Origin of the sequence: Oceanibaculum sp. (assembly GCF_022449305.1) — a bacterium.
Taxonomy (GTDB): domain Bacteria; phylum Pseudomonadota; class Alphaproteobacteria; order Oceanibaculales; family Oceanibaculaceae; genus Oceanibaculum; species Oceanibaculum indicum.
Genome location: NZ_JAKUSO010000035.1, coordinates 21,625 through 38,116 on the forward strand (window position 1 = coordinate 21,625; position 16,492 = coordinate 38,116).

The 16,492-nt window shown below is 67.3% G+C and carries 11 protein-coding genes and 1 pseudogene; 6 read left to right on the forward strand and 6 right to left on the reverse strand.

What is annotated here, in order from left to right:
- Window positions 1–74: 74 nt before the first annotated feature.
- The gene (locus tag MK313_RS11630; protein WP_322098635.1) at window positions 75–1,625 is read right to left on the reverse strand and encodes a DegQ family serine endoprotease; all 1,551 of its coding nucleotides are present in this window, start codon (window positions 1,623–1,625) and stop codon (window positions 75–77) included.
- Between MK313_RS11630 and MK313_RS11635 the strand changes: the two genes are divergently transcribed.
- Together MK313_RS11635 and MK313_RS11640 are read left to right on the forward strand one after the other, a co-directional pair.
- A complete protein-coding gene (locus MK313_RS11635; RefSeq protein ID WP_287781735.1) occupies window positions 1,614–4,361 on the forward strand; it encodes a helicase-related protein in 2,748 nt (915 codons plus the stop codon). The two genes, MK313_RS11630 and MK313_RS11635, sit on opposite strands and share 12 nt — an antisense overlap.
- Complete coding sequence (locus MK313_RS11640) at window positions 4,358–4,744, forward strand: RNA-binding S4 domain-containing protein (RefSeq protein WP_008945018.1); 387 nt, start codon at window positions 4,358–4,360, stop codon at window positions 4,742–4,744. Before MK313_RS11635 ends, MK313_RS11640 begins: the two co-directional genes overlap by 4 nt.
- Here the strand turns inward: MK313_RS11640 and MK313_RS11645 are convergent, their stop codons facing one another.
- From MK313_RS11645 to galE, 5 genes are all read right to left on the reverse strand, one after another.
- A complete protein-coding gene (locus tag MK313_RS11645) occupies window positions 4,745–5,746 on the reverse strand; it encodes a KpsF/GutQ family sugar-phosphate isomerase (RefSeq protein ID WP_287781738.1) in 1,002 nt (333 codons plus the stop codon).
- Window positions 5,747–5,897: 151 nt separating this feature from the next.
- Window positions 5,898–7,358: a RimK family protein gene (locus MK313_RS11650; protein WP_287781739.1), complete on the reverse strand. Its 1,461-nt coding sequence runs from the start codon at window positions 7,356–7,358 to the stop codon at window positions 5,898–5,900.
- A complete protein-coding gene (locus tag MK313_RS11655; RefSeq protein ID WP_287781740.1) occupies window positions 7,355–8,506 on the reverse strand; it encodes a GNAT family N-acetyltransferase/peptidase C39 family protein in 1,152 nt (383 codons plus the stop codon). Before MK313_RS11655 ends, MK313_RS11650 begins: the two co-directional genes overlap by 4 nt.
- A gap of 44 nt (window positions 8,507–8,550) precedes the next feature.
- Complete coding sequence (locus MK313_RS11660; RefSeq protein ID WP_287781741.1) at window positions 8,551–10,236, reverse strand: hypothetical protein; 1,686 nt, start codon at window positions 10,234–10,236, stop codon at window positions 8,551–8,553.
- 25 nt (window positions 10,237–10,261) lie between these two features.
- Complete coding sequence (gene galE, locus MK313_RS11665; protein ID WP_322098636.1) at window positions 10,262–11,260, reverse strand: UDP-glucose 4-epimerase GalE; 999 nt, start codon at window positions 11,258–11,260, stop codon at window positions 10,262–10,264.
- A 136-nt stretch (window positions 11,261–11,396) separates the two neighbouring features.
- Here galE and MK313_RS11670 point away from each other — a divergent pair, with 136 nt between their 5' ends.
- The 4 genes and pseudogenes from MK313_RS11670 to pepN all read left to right on the forward strand — a co-directional run.
- Entirely contained in the window at window positions 11,397–12,470 is a 1,074-nt protein-coding gene (locus MK313_RS11670; protein ID WP_287781745.1) for a glycosyltransferase family 2 protein, read from the forward strand.
- Window positions 12,471–12,482: 12 nt separating this feature from the next.
- Complete coding sequence (locus MK313_RS11675) at window positions 12,483–14,903, forward strand: glycosyltransferase (RefSeq protein ID WP_287781747.1); 2,421 nt, start codon at window positions 12,483–12,485, stop codon at window positions 14,901–14,903.
- Window positions 14,900–15,871: a glycosyltransferase family protein gene (locus MK313_RS11680; protein ID WP_287781749.1), complete on the forward strand. Its 972-nt coding sequence runs from the start codon at window positions 14,900–14,902 to the stop codon at window positions 15,869–15,871. The genes MK313_RS11675 and MK313_RS11680 overlap by 4 nt, the downstream gene beginning before the upstream one ends.
- Window positions 15,872–15,918: 47 nt before the next feature.
- Window positions 15,919–16,492 (forward strand): annotated as a pseudogene (gene pepN, locus MK313_RS11685) (aminopeptidase N); the annotation flags it as partial.

Sequence of the window (16,492 nt, forward strand, 5' to 3'; positions counted from 1 at the left end):
ATGAGGCAACCAACTTAACCCTCTCCCCTCGCGGGAGAGGGTGGACGCGCAGCGTCCGGGTGAGGGGGTATCCCCTACCCCTGCACGGTGGTTTCCAGCACGCGGTCGCCGCGGCGGATGGAAAGCTGCCATTGCTGGGCGCGGCCGGACAGCGCCTGTTGCAGCTCCCGCACCAGCCCGATCTTGCGGCCGTTCACCTGCAGCACGATGTCGCCGGGGCGCAGCGACAGCCGCTCAGCGGGGGAGCCGCGCGCCACGCCGGAGACGATGACGCCGGTGGCGAAGCCGTCCAGCCCCAGCTCCTCCGCATAGGCGGGATTCAGGTTGGCGACGCGCGCGCCGGCGAAGGGGTGCGTGCCCTCCAGCACGGTCTCGTCGCGCGGCGGTGTCTCCGGCGGTGGCTGCAGATCGAAGGTGAGTTTCAGTGCGCGGCCCTTGCGCAGCACGGTCAGTTCCGCGGTGCCGCCCAGCGGCTGCGTGGCGATGCGGTAACGCAGCGCCTGCGCGTCCTGCAGTTCGATGCCGTTCACATGGGTGACGACATCGCCCTGGCGCAGCCCGGCGCGGTCCGCCGGCCCGCCCGGATAGACCTCGCCGATCAGCACGCCGATGGGTCGCGGCAGGCCCAGCGCGCTGGCCAGGTCCGCCGTGACGCTCTGCCCGCCGGCGCCGATCCAGGGCCGGGCGGCGCTGCCGGTTTCGGCGGCCAGGATGACGGTGCGCACCATGTTCGACGGCACCGCGAAGCCGATGCCGACCGAGCCCGCATTGTTGCGCGAATAGATGGCGGTGTTCACGCCGACCAGCCGGCCATCCAGCGTGATGAGGGCGCCGCCGGAATTGCCGGGGTTGATGGCGGCGTCGGTCTGGATGAAGAAGCTGTAGTCGGTGATGCCTACCTGGGTACGCGCCACCGCCGAGACGATGCCGCTGGTCACCGTCTGGCCGACGCCGAACGGATTGCCGATGGCCAGCACCAGATCGCCGACCTCCACCCGGTCGCTGTCGCCGAGTTCCAGATGCGGCAGCGCCTCGCCATTGGCTTCGACCTTCAGGACGGCGAGGTCGGTGCGCTCCTCGTCATAGACCAGCTTGGCGGGGAATTCGCGCCGGTCGGACAGCACGACGCGGATCTCGTCGGCGCCGTCGATGACATGGTGGTTGGTGACGATCAGCCCGTCCGGCCGGACGATGACGCCGGAGCCCAGCGAATTCTGCACCCGCTCGCGCGGGGCGCCGAAACTGTCGCCGAAGAAGCGCCGGAAGAAGGGGTCGTTGAACAGCGGCGACATCCGCTGCTGTACCACCTTGCGGGTGAAGATGTTGACCACCGCGGGGGCGGCCTCCTTCACCAGCGGCGCGAAGGAATAGCGCAGCGTCTGGGCATCGGGCGGTACCGCGCGCTGCTGTGCGGAGGACGCGCCGGGCGCTAGCGCGGCGACCAGCAGAATTAAGGCGGCGAGGAAGGGCTTGATCCGGTTCATGGCGACTATGTAGGTACCGTTTGCGGCATTGTCACGACACAGCTTGCGGGCCATATGTGGAGGGTCGCGGCCCGGCTTCTCGCCATACTGCCCTTGCCGTGCGCGCCGGAACAGCCGAGACTCCCGATCATGACCCTGCATACCTCCCATCCCGCTCAGGGCGGTCCGCGCGTTACCGCCGTGCTGGGGCCGACCAATACCGGCAAGACCTACCTCGCCATCGAACGCATGCTGGGCCATTCCACCGGCATGGTCGGCTTTCCCCTGCGCCTGCTGGCGCGGGAGAATTACGACCGCATCGCGCGCATCCGGGGGGCGAACCAGGTGGCGCTGATCACTGGCGAGGAGAAGATCGTCCCGCCGCATGCGCGCTATTTCGTCTGCACTGTGGAATCGATGCCGCTGGACCGGCGGGTCTCATTCCTGGCCGTCGATGAAATCCAGCTTTGCGCCGACCGCGAGCGCGGCCATGTCTTCACCGACCGGCTGCTGAACGCGCGCGGGCTGGACGAGACCATGTTCCTGGGTGCGGAGACCATCCGCCCGCTGCTGAAGCGGCTGATCCCGGAGGCGCATTTCGTCACCCGCCCGCGCTTCTCGACGCTGAGCTACACCGGCTACAAGAAGGTGACGCGGCTGCCGCGCCGTTCCGCCGTGGTCGCCTTCTCCGCCGCCGATGTCTATTCGCTTGCCGAGCTGGTGCGGCGGCAGCGCGGCGGCACGGCGGTGGTGCTGGGTGCGCTCAGCCCCCGCGCGCGCAACGCACAGGTGGAGATGTACCAGGCCGGCGAGGTCGATTATCTGGTGGCGACCGACGCCATCGGCATGGGCCTCAACATGGACCTTGACCATGTCGCCTTCGCGCGGCTGGGCAAGTTCGACGGGCGCGGTCCGCGCCGCCTGACCGCGCCGGAGCTGGCGCAGATTGCCGGTCGCGCCGGCCGGCATATGAGCGACGGCACCTTCGGCGTCACTGCCGAGGTGACCGGCATCGAGGAAGAGCTGATCGAGCAGATCGAGACCCATGCCTTCGAGCCGCTGAAGGCGCTGACCTGGCGGGCCAGCCGGCTCGACTATCGCAGCGTCGGCAGCCTACGGCGCAGCCTGGAGGAACGGCCGCCGCAGCCCTTCCTGATGCGCCAGCGCGATGCCGGCGACATGGCGGCGCTGGAAATCCTGTCGCGCAATGAGGAGGTGCTGGCCCGCGCGCAGAATCCGGCGACGGTGCGACTGCTGTGGGAAATCTGCCAGATTCCCGATTTTCGCAAGCTGCTGACCGACCATCACACGGCGCTGCTGGCCCGCATCTTCCTGCAGCTGACCGATGGTGAGAAGGGCAAGCTGTCGCAGGACTGGGTGGCGAAGCAGCTGGAACAGATCGATACCACGCTGGGCGATATCGAGACGCTGGTGGAGCGCATCGCCCATATCCGCACCTGGAACTATATCGCCCATCGCGGCGACTGGATCGACGATCCAGCGCACTGGCAGGAGCGCGCGCGCGGCATCGAGGAGAAGCTGTCCGACGCGCTGCATGACCGGCTGACCCAGCGCTTCGTGGACCGGCGCAGCGCCGTGCTGGTGAAGCGGCTGAAGGATCAGGACGATCTGGTCGCCGCCGTGCGCGCCGATGGCGAGGTGCTGGTGGAAGGCCATGCCATTGGCCGGCTGGAAGGGCTGGGCTTCATCGTTGACGACAAGGCGGTGGGGGACGAGGCGAAGGCGCTGCGCACCGCCGCGCGCCGGGCGCTGGCCGGCGAGATGCCGGCGCTGGTTCGCAAGCTGGAGGAAACATCCGATACCGGCTTCCGCCTGATGCCGGACGGGCGCATCGGCTGGAAGCGGGAGGAGGGCGACGAGGCGGCGGTTGGCCGGCTGCGGCGTGGCGATTCCATGCTGAAGCCGCGCGTCGAGGCGCTGGGCGACGATCTGCTGACGCCCGCACTGCGTGACCGGGTGGAGGCGCGGCTGTCCGCCTGGCTGGCCGCGACCATCGGCGACGCGCTGGGCCCGCTGGCCAAGGCGCTGGCGGAGGACAGCCTGTCCGGCACGGCGCGGGGCATCGTCTTCCAGCTGGGCGAGGGGCTGGGCAGCCTGCCTGCCGCACCGCTGGCGCCGGTACAGAAGCTGCTGCAGGAGGCGGACCGCAAGGCGCTGGCCCGGCTCGGCGTGCGCTTCGGCACGGAATCTGTGTTCTTTCCAGCATTGCTGAAGCCGAAGGCGGTGGCGCTGCGCGCCGTCCTCTGGTCGGTGCACGAACAGGCGCGGCCGATCCCGCATCCGCCGCCCCCCGGCCGCGTCTCTGTTCCTACGGAGGAGCTGGAAGCGCCGGAGGGCTTCGTGCCGGCCATCGGCTATATGGCGGTGGGGCCGCGCCTGCTGCGCCTCGATATGGCCGAGCGCATCGCCGCCACCGCCCGCCGTCTGCTGCGCGCGGGGGAGGGCAGCTTTCCACCCTCGGCGGAGATCATGTCGCTGGCCGGCTGCACGGCGGAGGAACTGCCGGCGCTGCTGGCGGCACTCGGCTATCGCACGGTCGAGCAGAAGGCGGAGGACGGTACGGCTGGCGTGGTCTTCCGCAAGGCGCAGCATCGTCCTAAGGGAGGGCCGAAGCGCAAGCCGCGTGCGAAACCACAGGAGCAGGCGGCCAATCAGCAGGCGACGAGCCCCGAACAGGACCAGCCGGAGGAAAAGCGCGCCCGGAAGGGCAGGGGCCGCGCAGAGAAGAAGAGCGTTCCAGAGGAGAAAAATGAACGGCAGGACAGGCCGGATCGCCGCCGTCAGCCGAAGTCCGCACCCAGGCAGTCCGCCGCCGCGAAGCGTCCGCAGGCTTTCGACAGCCCCTTCGCGGTGCTGAAGGATCTGTTGCGGAAATGACCGGCGAGACCATCCGCCTCGACAAATGGCTGTGGTTCGCGCGCTTCTGCAAGAGCCGCACCCTGGCCGCCAAGCTGTGCGAGACCGGCAAGGTGAAGCTGGGCGGCAAGCCGGTCGCCAAGGCGAACCAGATGCTGCGCGTCGGCGATGTGCTGACCTTCCCGCTGGGCCCGCATGTGCGGGTGATCGAGGTGGCGGCACTGGGCACAAGGCGCGGCCCGGCCACCGAGGCGCGCACGCTCTATGCCGACCTTGCACCGCCGGAAGCGAAGCCGCCAACCCCGCCGGAGGAACAATCCCCCGCCGCGCGCGAGCGCGGGGCCGGCCGCCCGACCAAGGCCGAACGCCGCGCCACCGACCGGCTCATCGACCCGTTCGAGTAGTTAGCCCACGCCGGCCTGCAGCAGATCGTGGATATGCACGAAGCCCTGCGGCTTGCCATCCTCGCCGACAACGAACAGGCCGGTGATACGGCGCTCGTTCATGATCGCCAGCGCCTCGGCGGCGAGCGCGTCGGGGCGGATGGTCTTGGGGTCGCGGGTCATCACCGCGCCCGCCGTCTCGCCCAGCAGGCTGGGGGCCATGTGGCGGCGCAGATCGCCATCGGTGATGATGCCGGTCAGCTGGCCTTTGGCATCGACCACGCCGGCGCAGCCGGTGCCGTGTGCGCTGATGCCCAGCAGCACATCGGACATCGGCGCGTCGGGGCCGGTCAGCGGCAGCCGGTCCAGCCCACGCATCAGCGCCTTCACCTTCAGCAGCTGCTTGCCCAGCTTGCCGCCGGGGTGGAAGACACGGAAATCGTCGGCGGTGAAGCCCTTGCGCTGCAGCAGCGTGACGGCGAGCGCGTCGCCCAGCGCCAGCATCAGCGTGGTGGAGGTGGTGGGGGCCAGGCCCATCGGGCAGGCCTCCGGGCAGGCTGGCAGCACCAGCGGCACGGTCGCCGCCTCGGCCAGCGAGCTGCCGGCGCGTTCGGTCACGCCGATCAGCGGAATGCGGAAACGCGCGGCATAGTGCAGGATGTCCGCCAGCTCCGAGGTGTCGCCGGATTTGGAGAAGGCGATGATCGCATCCTCCGGGCCGATCATGCCGAGGTCGCCATGGCTCGCCTCGCCGGGATGGATGTAATAGGCGGTGGTGCCGGTCGAGGCCAGTGTGGCCGCCAGCTTGCGCGCGATATGGCCGGACTTGCCCATGCCGCTGACGATTACCCGGCCCTTGATGCCCGACAGGATATCGGCGGCCTGGCAGAAGGAAGCGCCGAACGGCCCGTCGAGCTGGCGCGCCAGCGTCTCCAGCGCCTGCGCTTCGGTCTCCAGCACCTGTCTTGCGTGCTGGATGTCCGCGGCGCGGCTGTCGGTGGAGGCGGTGTCGGTCATGGCCATGTCCCGGTTGCGTCAGGGGAATAATGTTGCGCGACTATATGCGCCCGTCCGTCCGCGCGATCAATGATATCAACGACACTTATGGTGTCGGATGATACCTAACCCTCTCCCGCAAGGGGAGAGGGAGCAAAAAGAAGACGACGGCCGCTCCTCACGCCTCCAGCCGTTTCAGGAACCAGCGCACGAGGCGCTTCCACAGCTCATCCTTCAGCGCCGCATCCTCGACGCCGGTGTCGAGGTTGGGATTGTCGTTGATCTCGATAACGAAGACGCCGCGCTCATTCTGCTTCAAATCCACGCCATAGAGCCCGTTGCCGATGAGCTGCGCGGCCTTCACCGCGACCTCCACCACTTCCGGCGGCGCCTGCTCCACGGCGAAGCTCTTGAAGCCGCCATGGGTGGCCGGCCCGTCGGCATTATGCTTCACGATCTGCCAATGCTTCTTGGCCATCAGATACTGGCACACGAACAGCGGCTCGCCATCCAGCACGCCGACCCGCCAGTCATAATCCGTCGGCATGAATTCCTGCGCCAGGATAAGGTCGGATTCCTCCAGCAACTCACGGGTCATCTTCTTAAGCTCGGCCCGGTCGCCGACCTTGTGCACGCCCCGGCTGAAGGCCCCGTCGGGAATCTTCAGCACCATCGGGTAGGGCAGTTCGCCCTCCAGCTCCTCCAGGCTCTTCATGGCGTTGACCACCACGGTCTTCGGCGTCGGCACCTTGTTGGCCTTCAGCAGCTCCGCCAGATAGACCTTGTTGGTGCAGCGCAGGATGGAGGTCGGATCGTCGATCGCCGGCATGCCCTCCAGCTCCGCCTTCTTGGCGAAGCGGTAGGTGTGGTTCTCGATGGTCGTGGTCTCGCGGATGAACAGCGCGTCGTACTCGGCGAGGCGCAGGTAATCCTTCTTTTCGATCAGCTCCACATCCACGCCCATGCCCTCGGCGACGCGGATCAGCTTCTTCAGCGAGGCCGGGTCGGAGGGCGGCAGCTCCTCCTTCGGGTTATGGAGCACTGCCATGGTGTATTTCGCCGGCGCGCGCGTCTTCGGCTGGCGCCAGCCGGCGCGGGTGTACTGGTCAAGCGCCCAGTTGAACAGGACGTGTTCTTCCGTATCGAGATCGTCGATGCCAAGCGCGCTGATGCCGGTGATCTTCAGCCATTCGCCATGTCGCACCGTGACTTCCAGCAGCGGGCAGCGGAAGCGGTCGAACACATGCCGGGCGAAGGCCTGGAAGCGGCTGTCATAGGGATAGCCGAAGGCGATGCGCAGCCGGAAGGATTCAGTGGGCGGGCTGACCAGCCGCTTCACCCGGCGGTTCAGCTCCTCCTCCAGGTCGGCGATCTCGCCGGAATAGAGGCTGCGCTGGCGCAGCTGCAAGATGGTATCGACCGTGGGCAGCACGCGGTGGCTGCGCGCCTCGGCCAGCAGCGAGCAGTAATAGCCCTGGGAAAGATAGGCATAGCTGCGCGACAAATTGATGATCTTGGGGTGCTGCAGCTTCAGGTTCTGCGGTGGCGCGATATATTCGCGCGTGCGCAGGATCGCCCGGTCCTCCTCCATGCCGGTGAAGTCGGCCCGGCGGTCAACGACAATGACCCAGTCGCTCATGACCCTGTTCGCTCCCGTGGCTTCAGCACGATGGCGGCACGCAGATTGTTGCGGCCATAGCGTGCCATTGTCTCGAATTCGCTTTTCGGTATCGGCATGTTGGCCTTGTCGGACATCAGATCCAGATAGTCGGGATCGACCAGCGGATCATGGGCATAGACAAAGCGCTCGTCCTGCGCATGAACCACGATCCAGTGCGGCACATTCTCGCGGTACATGCGGTAGAGACTGATCAGAACGATGGGCAGCGCGCCCTGTTCCAGCGCCACCGTCATCTCGTCCAGCGTCAGCGCATGGTTGTGCACGGCAATGTCGGTTTCCGCCATCTGTTCGGTGAACTCGTCCGACACCAGCTGGATCACGCGCTTCTTTTCCGCGCTGCGCACCGTGTCCAGGAAGAAGGGCGCCTCGCCGCTGACATAGAGATCGACCGTGAAGCCGCGCCGCCAGGCCGCCAGCGCGATGCCATAGGGGCCGCAGCCGCCATGGCCAGACGACATGAAGATCGAGGTCGCCTCGCGCCAGAGCTGGATTTCCAGCCGCTGTCCCAGCTCGGTTTCCGGGTCCAGCGCCTTCATCGCCATCATCAGCGCCGCCGGCCCGCAGGTGAAATCCGTGGTCTGGCTGTAATAGGGCACGCGGGTTTCCGGCGGCACCACGTCGGGGCGCAGCCGCTTCTGGTAGCGCACGGCCTCGCTGTGATCCTCGTAATAATCGAGATAGCGGCCGAAGGGGCGGTAGCCCGCGGCTTCGTACAGCCGGATCGCCGACTGGTTGTCGGGCCGCACCTCAAGCCGCATCAGCCAGGCATGTTCCTCGATGGCGGCGCGTTCCGCAGCGGCCAGCAGCGCCTGACCGATGCCCTGGCCGCGTGCCTTTGCCGACACCGCCAGAGAATAGATCCGCGCCAGCGAGGTGCCGCGCCGGAACAGCACCAGCACATAGCCCAGCAGATTGCCCTGTTTGTCTTCCGCCAGCAGGCAGGCGGCATGGGCGCGGGTCAGCAGATACTGGAAGTTGCGGCGGGTCAGCCGGTCGGTCTCGAAACTGCGCGCTTCAAGCTCCAGCAAACCGTCGATATCCGCCGCCGTCGCCGGACGGATTGCGGGCGAGGCAGGCAGGGGAGGCAGGGCACTTGCGGCGGACACGATGTCGTCGGCGACGCCAATAGTTTGCAGGAATATTGCTATTTCTAATGGGATTGCCGGGCGCCGTCCAGTTCGACCGCCGCCGCGCCGCTGCGGGCGATCCGCCGGTCGTCCTGCGGGCTGAAGCCCTGCACCAGGAAATCGCGGAACGCGGCCATCGGCGGCTGCGGCTGGTCGGGGGCGGGTGTCATGCCTGGCCGGAACCCCCAGTCGAGGAAGGGGGCCAGCAGGGCGGGATCGCCACTCAGCACATGGATTGGCACGGCTTGCGACTCCGTATCGCCGGCGATGATGCCCGGCGGCTGGTGGTCGCCCAGCAGGATCAGCACTGTGCGGTCATCGACATGGCGCGCGGCATAGGATTGCAGCACCTCAAGTGCCCGGTCCAGCGATGCTGCATAGGCCTGGCGCAGGCGGCCGGTATCCTGCCAGAGCGAGTCCGGCTCCCCGCCCTCCGGTGGCAGGTCGTGGAACAGCGCGCCGTCGCCCAGCCGCTCCCAGTCCGCAACCAGCGGCGCCAGCGGCGCGAAGGGGGCGTGGCTGTCGATCAGCGAGAATTTGGCGAAGACCGGCGGTCGTTCCCCTGCCGGCAGGCGGCGTTCTGTCTGCTCGAACCGGTGCAGCGTGAACTGGTCCGGCATGGTCTTCCAGCCGAAGGCCGGCCCCCGGTATCCCATGTCGGCGGCGGACAGCGTCGCGTCGAAACCGAAGAAGTCGCCGGCCGGCCAGGGCCGGGTGATGGCGGGCTCAAAGGCGACGGTGCGATAGCCGGCCTTCGCGAAATAGCGCTCCAGCGTGCGGCGGCTGCCGGTGGTCAAAAGGTCGTAGCGCTGCTGGCTGTCGATGGTGAGGCCGGACAGCACGGAGGCATGCGCCAGCCAGGATTGTCCGCCGGTGATGCTGGAGACCAGCCAGCCGGATGCGGTATGCAGGCCGGCAGCCTTGGCCGTGGCCGCGAAACCTTCCAGCCTGGCACCGATGTGTGGCGCGTAGAGCGGATCGGCCAATGCGCTTTCGCCATAGGATTCGATGAAGGCCAGCACGACATCCGCGCCGTTCAGCCCGGCCAGCAGCCGGCCCTGCGGGATATCGCGCAGACCGTCCTCGGCCTCGGCGGTGCGGAAGGCCGGCTCGACGGTGCGCAACGTCCGGAATTGCGTCCACTGGCTCGCCAGTGTCACGCCGGCGCTGGTCGAGGCCGGCCAGTAGGTGCCGAAATACTCCGGCTTTTCGGCCTGCAGGATTTGTACGGTGCCGCCGGTCAGCGCCAGCAGCAGCGCCGCGGCGCGTACAGCGCGATGCCGGGCCATCCGCTGCACGCTGCGGGTCGCCAGCATTGTCAGCCCATAGGCCGCCAGCGGGATCAGGCCCAGCCCGGCCAGCAGCGCAAGCCCGCCCCACAGGCCGAAGGTACCGGTTGCCAGATCGTAGAGCGCGCGGACCAGCGGCAGATCAAGCGCCAGATTCAGGGGCCGGTTCAGCGCCAGCCGGATCATCAGGTCGCCCAGCGCCAGGATGGCAGTCAGCGCTACCAGCGCGGCCACAAGATGCCGTACACGCCGGCTTTGCAGTGCCGGCACCAGGGCGAGGGCAGCCAGCACGATCAACGCCTCGACCGAAAACGCCACCAGATGCGTTGGCCATTCGGTCGGCAGGCGGAAGGGCAGTGCCACCAGCCAGGAGAGGCCGAGGGCCAGCAGCAGATAGGACAGGATGGGAAGAACGGGCATGGCGCTGGCTTCTTGTGACCTTACGTCAGCCTGGCCGCTTCTTCTCCCACGCCCAGGCATGCTCGACGATGGTATCTAGGTCGCTCAGCGCCGGTTCCCAGCCAAGCACGCGCTTTGCCTTGCCGATATCGGCGACCAGCCGGGCCGGGTCGCCCGGCCGGCGCGGACCGTGACGGACCGGCAGCGCCTTATCGGTGACCCGCTCCACTGTCCGCAGCACTTCAAGCACGGAGCGGCCTTCGCCACCGCCCAGATTGAAGGCGCCCGATTCGCCGCCCTCGCGCAGATGCTCCAGCGCCAGCAGATGCGCCCGGCACAGGTCCGTCACATGCACATAATCGCGGATGCAGGTCCCGTCCGGCGTGTCGTAGTCTTTGCCGTTTACCAGCATCTCCGCGCGCTTACCTAAAATCGTATGCAGCGCCAGCGGGATCAGATGGGTCTCTGGCTCGTGGCGTTCGCCCAGCCGGCCCTTCGGGTCGGCCCCGGCAGCGTTGAAATAACGCAGTGCCGCCCAGCGCAGCCCATGGCTCTCCGCCCGTGCCGCCATCGCCTGCTCGACCAGCAGCTTCGACTCGCCATAGGGGTTGATCGGTTTTGCCGGATTATCTTCCGGGATCGGCACCGTCTGCGGTTCGCCATAGATGGCGGCGGTGGAGGAGAAGACCAGCGGCGGCGGCACGTTACGCGCGGTCAGCGCGTCGAGGAAGACCAGCGTGCGCCGGTGGTTGTTCTCCAGATAGCGCTCCGGTTCTTGCACCGACTGGCCGGCTTCGATGAGGGCCGCGAAGTGCAGCACGGCATCGGGCCGCACCTCATCCAGCAGCCAGCCGACCAGTGCCGCATCGCCGATATCGCCGTTGACCAGCCGCGCGCCGCTGACCGCGACTGCATCCGCATGGCCGCTGACGAGATTGTCCAGGACCACGACATCATGTCCGGCCTCTGCCAGCATAAGCGCCATCTGGCTGCCGATATACCCGGCGCCGCCGGCAATCAGGATACGCTGTCTGGTGTGCGCCACGATGGCTCCCGTCTTGTTCTCTTCGGCGTTTCCCTTTAGCACAGCACGGAGCCCGGTACCCCTGCCGACTTGACGGGAAGGGGCCGCCGGAACAGTGTGCCAGACGATTTCGCCGCGCCGGAAGAAACCTTTGCCCATGCCTGAAGCCGCTGTCGCCATCATCACGCGGACCAAGGACCGCCCGCTGCTGCTGCGCCGCGCGGTTGAGAGCGTGCTGGGCCAGACCCATACGGATTGGGTGCACGTCATCGTGAATGATGGCGGCGACCCGGCGGCTGTGGAGCAGGTGGTGGCACCGCATGCCGAGCGCTATGCCGGGCGGCTGGTGCGGGTGGACAATCCACAGTCGCTGGGGATGGAGGCGGCCTCCAACAGGGGGATCGCCGCCAGTACCAGCCGCTATCTCGTGATCCATGACGATGACGACAGCTGGGATCCGGCCTTTCTGGAAAAGATGACGGCGCTGCTGGAGACCAGCCGGCCGCCGGTCGCAGGCGCGATCTGCCACAGCGTGCTCGTGCACGAGGCCATTGAGAGCGAGAGCGTCAAGGAACAGCGCCGGGAGGATTTTAACGCCAGCTTGCTGGCCGTGCCGCTGGCGCAGATGGCGGTGCGCAACCTGTTCCCGCCGATCTCGTTTCTGTTCCAGCGGGCGGCGCTGGAAGCCGCCGGACCTTTCCGCGAGGAGCTGCCGGTGCTGGGCGACTGGGACTTCAATCTGCGCTTCCTGCGCGACCATGATATCGCGGTCCTGCCGGAGAAGCTGGCCTTCTGGCACCATCGCGTGGCAGCGGCGGAGGGCGGGTACGCCAACAGCGTGCTTGGCGGCGCACTGAGCCATGCCAGTTACGACGCGGCGATCCGCAATCAGCTGCTGCGCGAGGATCTGGAAAAGGGGCGCGTTGGCCTTGGCTTTCTGGTGAATTTCGGGACGGCGGTGCGTGACGAAATCCATGCGTCCGCGCCGGGCAGCCTGATCGAGGCCCGTGCCGCCCCGGCGCTGCGGCTGATCATCGACGAGGCTCGGAACAAGGCGCAGGCGGCGGAGATCGCCCTGCAGCAGAGTCAGCAGCGCCAGCAGACCCTGGAAACCCTGGCGCAGGACCTGAACCAGCGTCTCGAAGCTGTCCATCGCTCGACCAGCTGGCAGGTAACGGCGCCGCTGCGCTGGGCCATCCGAATGGCGAAGCGTCTGACCGGCAGGAGATAGAGCGCCAGAACCATGCGCGTCCTGTTCATCGACACCAAGCCCTTCAATCCCAACCGCTATATCGCCCGCGCCGTGTTCGAGGCGCTGGCCGCCGATCCGCGCGTGACGGAGGCGGTATGGGCGGAATATGCCGACGCCGTGTCGCTGGCGCAGGCAACGCAGTTCGACCTGCTATTCGCTTTCGATGGGGAGGAGGCGCGCAACCCGGTTATTGACCGGCTGCTGCAGCTGGTCCCGCGCAGCCTGGTCTGGTTCACCGAGGACCCCTATGAGCGCGGCGTGAATCTGCCGCTGGCCCGTAAGTTCGACCTGATCTTTACTAATGACGGGTCGAGCGCGGAATTCTATGACGGGCGCGGCATCCATCTGCCGCTGGCCGCCGATCCGGTGCGGCACCGGTTCGAGATATGCGGGACGCCGCCGCGCTATGACATCTTCTTCGCCGGCACGGCCTGGCCGAACCGGCTGAAATTCCTGCGCGCGCTGAAGCAGCACCGGCCGGATCTGCGCTGCAAGTTCGTGCTGGTGACGAATGACGCGCTGGACCCGCATCTGGGCGATCTGCGTGACGGGTTCAGCTTCACGCCGGGCGTGTCGATCCGCGATTTCTGCCGGCTGGCGAACGCCGCGAAGCTGACCCTGACCCTGCCGCGCAAATTCTCCACCTCCGACGCCGATCCGGAGGCTGCCAGCGACACGCCGGGGCCGCGCTTCTTCGAGGTGGCACTGGCCGGCTCCTGCCAGATCGTCGATGCGGAGACCACGAAGGCGGCGTCCGGCCTGTTCGAGGAGGGCGCGCATTATCTCGGCTTCCGCACGATGGAGGAATGCCTGGCGCAGATCGACGCGGCGCTGGCCGATGACGAGCGGCGGCTGACCATCGCGCGGGCGGCACAGGCGCATGTGGCGGAAAACCACCTCTATGCCAACCGCGTGGCCGCCATCCTGGATCGCGCGGTGGCGCTGCCGGCGAAGCCGCTGCCGGTGAGCGAAGGCAAGCCGCGCGTGCTGTTCGTCACCCATAATGTCGTCCAGCATGGCCGCTTCGGCGGGGCGGAGACCTATCTGGAGGCGATCCGCCAGCATATCGGCGCGGTGGAGCCCTGGATATTGGTGCCCGATACGCGCAAGCCAGACGGGCGCGGCTTCCTGCTCTATGACGGCGATATGCGCCTGCGCCAGACGATCCGGCTGGCGCGGCCCAGCCATCCCGATCTGCTGACCCACCCGGAGTTGGAGATCGCCTTCCAGAAGCTGCTGGCGGAATACGGCTTCGCCGCCGTGCATTTCAATCATCTGCTGGGCTTCGTCCCCTCGCTGCCGCTGGTGGCGAAGGCGATGGGGGCTAGCACACTCTATTCGCTGCACGATTACTACCCTCTGTGCGAGCGCTTTAACCTGCTGGATTCCGGCGGGCGCTATTGCGACATCGAAAACCTGCCGGAGGGTGTCCGGGATATCAGCCTGGCCCTGACCCAGAGGGTCGATCCTGACAGCCAGGCGCGGCGGCGGCGGTTCTGGCGCGAGAGCCTGTCGGCCATCGATATCGTGCTGGCCGGGTCGGAGGCGAGCGCTCGCTTGTTGCATCTCCTCTACCCGGAGACTGAGGCACGCACCCGGCTGCTGTTGCCGCCGGTCAACCGGGTCGAGCCGGCAGCGCGGAACGAAGGCGGGCCGCTGAAGGTGGCGCATCTCGGCAATTTCGCGCGGCATAAGGGGGGCGACGCCATCCTGGACGCCATCGCACGCTGCCTTGGCCAGCCGGTGCAGTTCCACATTTTCGGACGGATCGATCCAGACTATCAGAAGCCGCTGGAAACCCATGCCGGCAAAAATGTCGTGCTGCACGGTCCGTTCAATGGCGGCGCGGTGCCGGCGGCGCTGGCCGAATGCGATGTGATGCTGTTCCTGTCCACCTGGCCGGAGACCTATGGCATCACCCTGTCGGAGGCGCAGGCCGCCGGCCTTGTGCCTATCGTCACCGCTATTGGCGCGCCGGCGGAGCGGGTGCACGACGGCGAGAACGGCTTCCTGGTGCCGGTCGGTGACGGCAAGGCGGTTGCCGATATCCTGCTGTCGCTGACGGCGGACCGGGGCAGGCTGGACGGGATGCGCGCGCAGCTGCCGGCAACGCCGGGCATCGAAGGGCCGGATTTCGTAGCCGGGTTGGAGGATATCTACGCCACCCTCGCCCTGACGCCGGTCGCAGCGCTGGACACACGCCGCCTGCTGTCGCTGCAGGAGCTTGGTCAGTTCCTCGACAGCCCGTATTGGACACGGCGCGGCGGCCTCGCCTTTCTGGCCGGCGGACAGGGCATCGGCTTTCTGGTCCGCCGCTTCATCGTGGTCGCCCGCACCGACGGGGTTGGCCTTGCGCTGCGCCTGGCGCGGCACAAGCTGCGGGCGATCCTGCACCGGATGCGCATGGCATGAAGCACGACGCCCTGAAAATCCTGATCGTCAGCGGCACGCCAGATGCGCTGAACAGCAATGCGACCTTGCGCAGCCATGTCGGCGACGGCTTCCGCACGGCCTTTCCCGGGGCGACGGTCACTGTGTCCTCCTATGAAGATGGCTTGCGCCAGGCGCGCGCGCTGAAGCCCGATCTGGCGCTTGTCTTCGGCTCCATCATGCTGGACAGCAGCGATTTCGGCCCGCTGGCGGAAGAGATGCGGCGCAGCGGCGGCAAGCTCGCCTTCTGGCTGCATGACGATCCCTACGAGTTCGACATGAATGCCCGCATCTACGGCATGGCGGATGCGGTCTTCACCAATGACCGGGCGAGCCTCGATTTCTACCCGCCGAACCTCGCCGTGCATCATCTGCCGCTGGCCGGCAGCCGCGCCGCGCACTGGCGGCCGGTCGAACGCCGGGCCGGGCCGGACCTGTTCTTCTGCGGCCACCGCTTTGCCAACCGCGCCCGGCTGTTCGGCGATCTGGCGGCGCAAGCCAAGCGTCTCGGCGCGTCGATGACTGTGCTGGGCAGCGGCTGGGAGCGTGATTCCATCGACGGCGTGACACCGATGCGGCTGCCCGGATCGGCGCTGCCGGACCTCTATGCCTCGGCGCTGGTGGTCGCCAATATCGGGCGCGACGAGAGCCTGGCCAACCGGCGCTTCGCCATCCGGCCCTCGACTCCGGGACCGCGCAGCTTCGAAGCCGCCTTCGCCGGGGCCGCGCAAATCATGCTGGTGGAGGGGCTGGAAATCCTCGACTATTTCGAGCCGGAGACGGAAATCCTGCTGGCCGACGATGCCGACAGCTTCGCCGCGCAGTGGGAGAGGTTGCTGCAGGATCGTGACCTCAGCCTGCGGCTTGGCGCCAATGCCCAGCGCCGCGCCGAGGCGGAACATGGCTATGAACACCGTGCCCGGCGTATCGTCGATCTCGTATTCGGCTAGATTAACGCCTATCTGAATTCTTTGCCCTTTCCGGAATCTCGGAGACCATGATGGAGCGCCTCGACCAGACCCCGGTGCATTCGGCGCCGCAGGTGATCCGCCGCGAGGATTACACGCCGCCGGATTTCCGGGTGGACCGCATCGACCTGCATGTCGATATCCGCGACGGCGAAACCATCGTGACCTCGAAACTGTCGGTGATCGGCCGGCCTGAGCGTGACAAGTACGCGCCGCTGGTGCTGGACGGGCAGAATCAGGAGCTGATCTACCTGAAGATCGATGGCGAGGATGTGCCGCCCTGCAAATACACGGTCGGCGAGGAACGGATGACCGTGGAGGAGGTGGGCGACAGTGCCACGGTCGAGATCCGCACCCGCCTCCCCCCGGAAACCAATACGGCGCTGGAAGGGCTCTACCGCTCCGGTTCCATGTACTGCACCCAGTGCGAGCCGGAGGGCTTCCGCCGCATCACCTATTTTGTGGACCGGCCCGACAATATGGCGCTGTTCACTACCACTATCGAGGCGGACAAGGATAGCTGCCCGGTGCTGCTGTCGAACGGCAACCCGACCCAAAGCCGGGATTTGCCCGATGGCCGCCATTGTGCGACCTGGCACGATC

What these genes read in the sequence shown, in the direction of transcription:
- MK313_RS11670 (WP_287781745.1), top strand. Translation starts at nt 11,397, where the DNA reads ATGCCTGAAGCCGCTGTCGCCATCATCACGCGGACCAAGGACCGCCCG.
- MK313_RS11650 (WP_287781739.1), bottom strand. Translation starts at nt 7,358, where the DNA reads ATGAGCGACTGGGTCATTGTCGTTGACCGCCGGGCCGACTTCACCGGC.
- MK313_RS11675 (WP_287781747.1), top strand. Translation starts at nt 12,483, where the DNA reads ATGCGCGTCCTGTTCATCGACACCAAGCCCTTCAATCCCAACCGCTAT.
- MK313_RS11680 (WP_287781749.1), top strand. Translation starts at nt 14,900, where the DNA reads ATGAAGCACGACGCCCTGAAAATCCTGATCGTCAGCGGCACGCCAGAT.
- MK313_RS11635 (WP_287781735.1), top strand. Translation starts at nt 1,614, where the DNA reads ATGACCCTGCATACCTCCCATCCCGCTCAGGGCGGTCCGCGCGTTACC.
- MK313_RS11630 (WP_322098635.1), bottom strand. Translation starts at nt 1,625, where the DNA reads ATGCAGGGTCATGATCGGGAGTCTCGGCTGTTCCGGCGCGCACGGCAA.
- MK313_RS11660 (WP_287781741.1), bottom strand. Translation starts at nt 10,236, where the DNA reads ATGCCCGTTCTTCCCATCCTGTCCTATCTGCTGCTGGCCCTCGGCCTC.
- MK313_RS11645 (WP_287781738.1), bottom strand. Translation starts at nt 5,746, where the DNA reads ATGGCCATGACCGACACCGCCTCCACCGACAGCCGCGCCGCGGACATC.
- MK313_RS11640 (WP_008945018.1), top strand. Translation starts at nt 4,358, where the DNA reads ATGACCGGCGAGACCATCCGCCTCGACAAATGGCTGTGGTTCGCGCGC.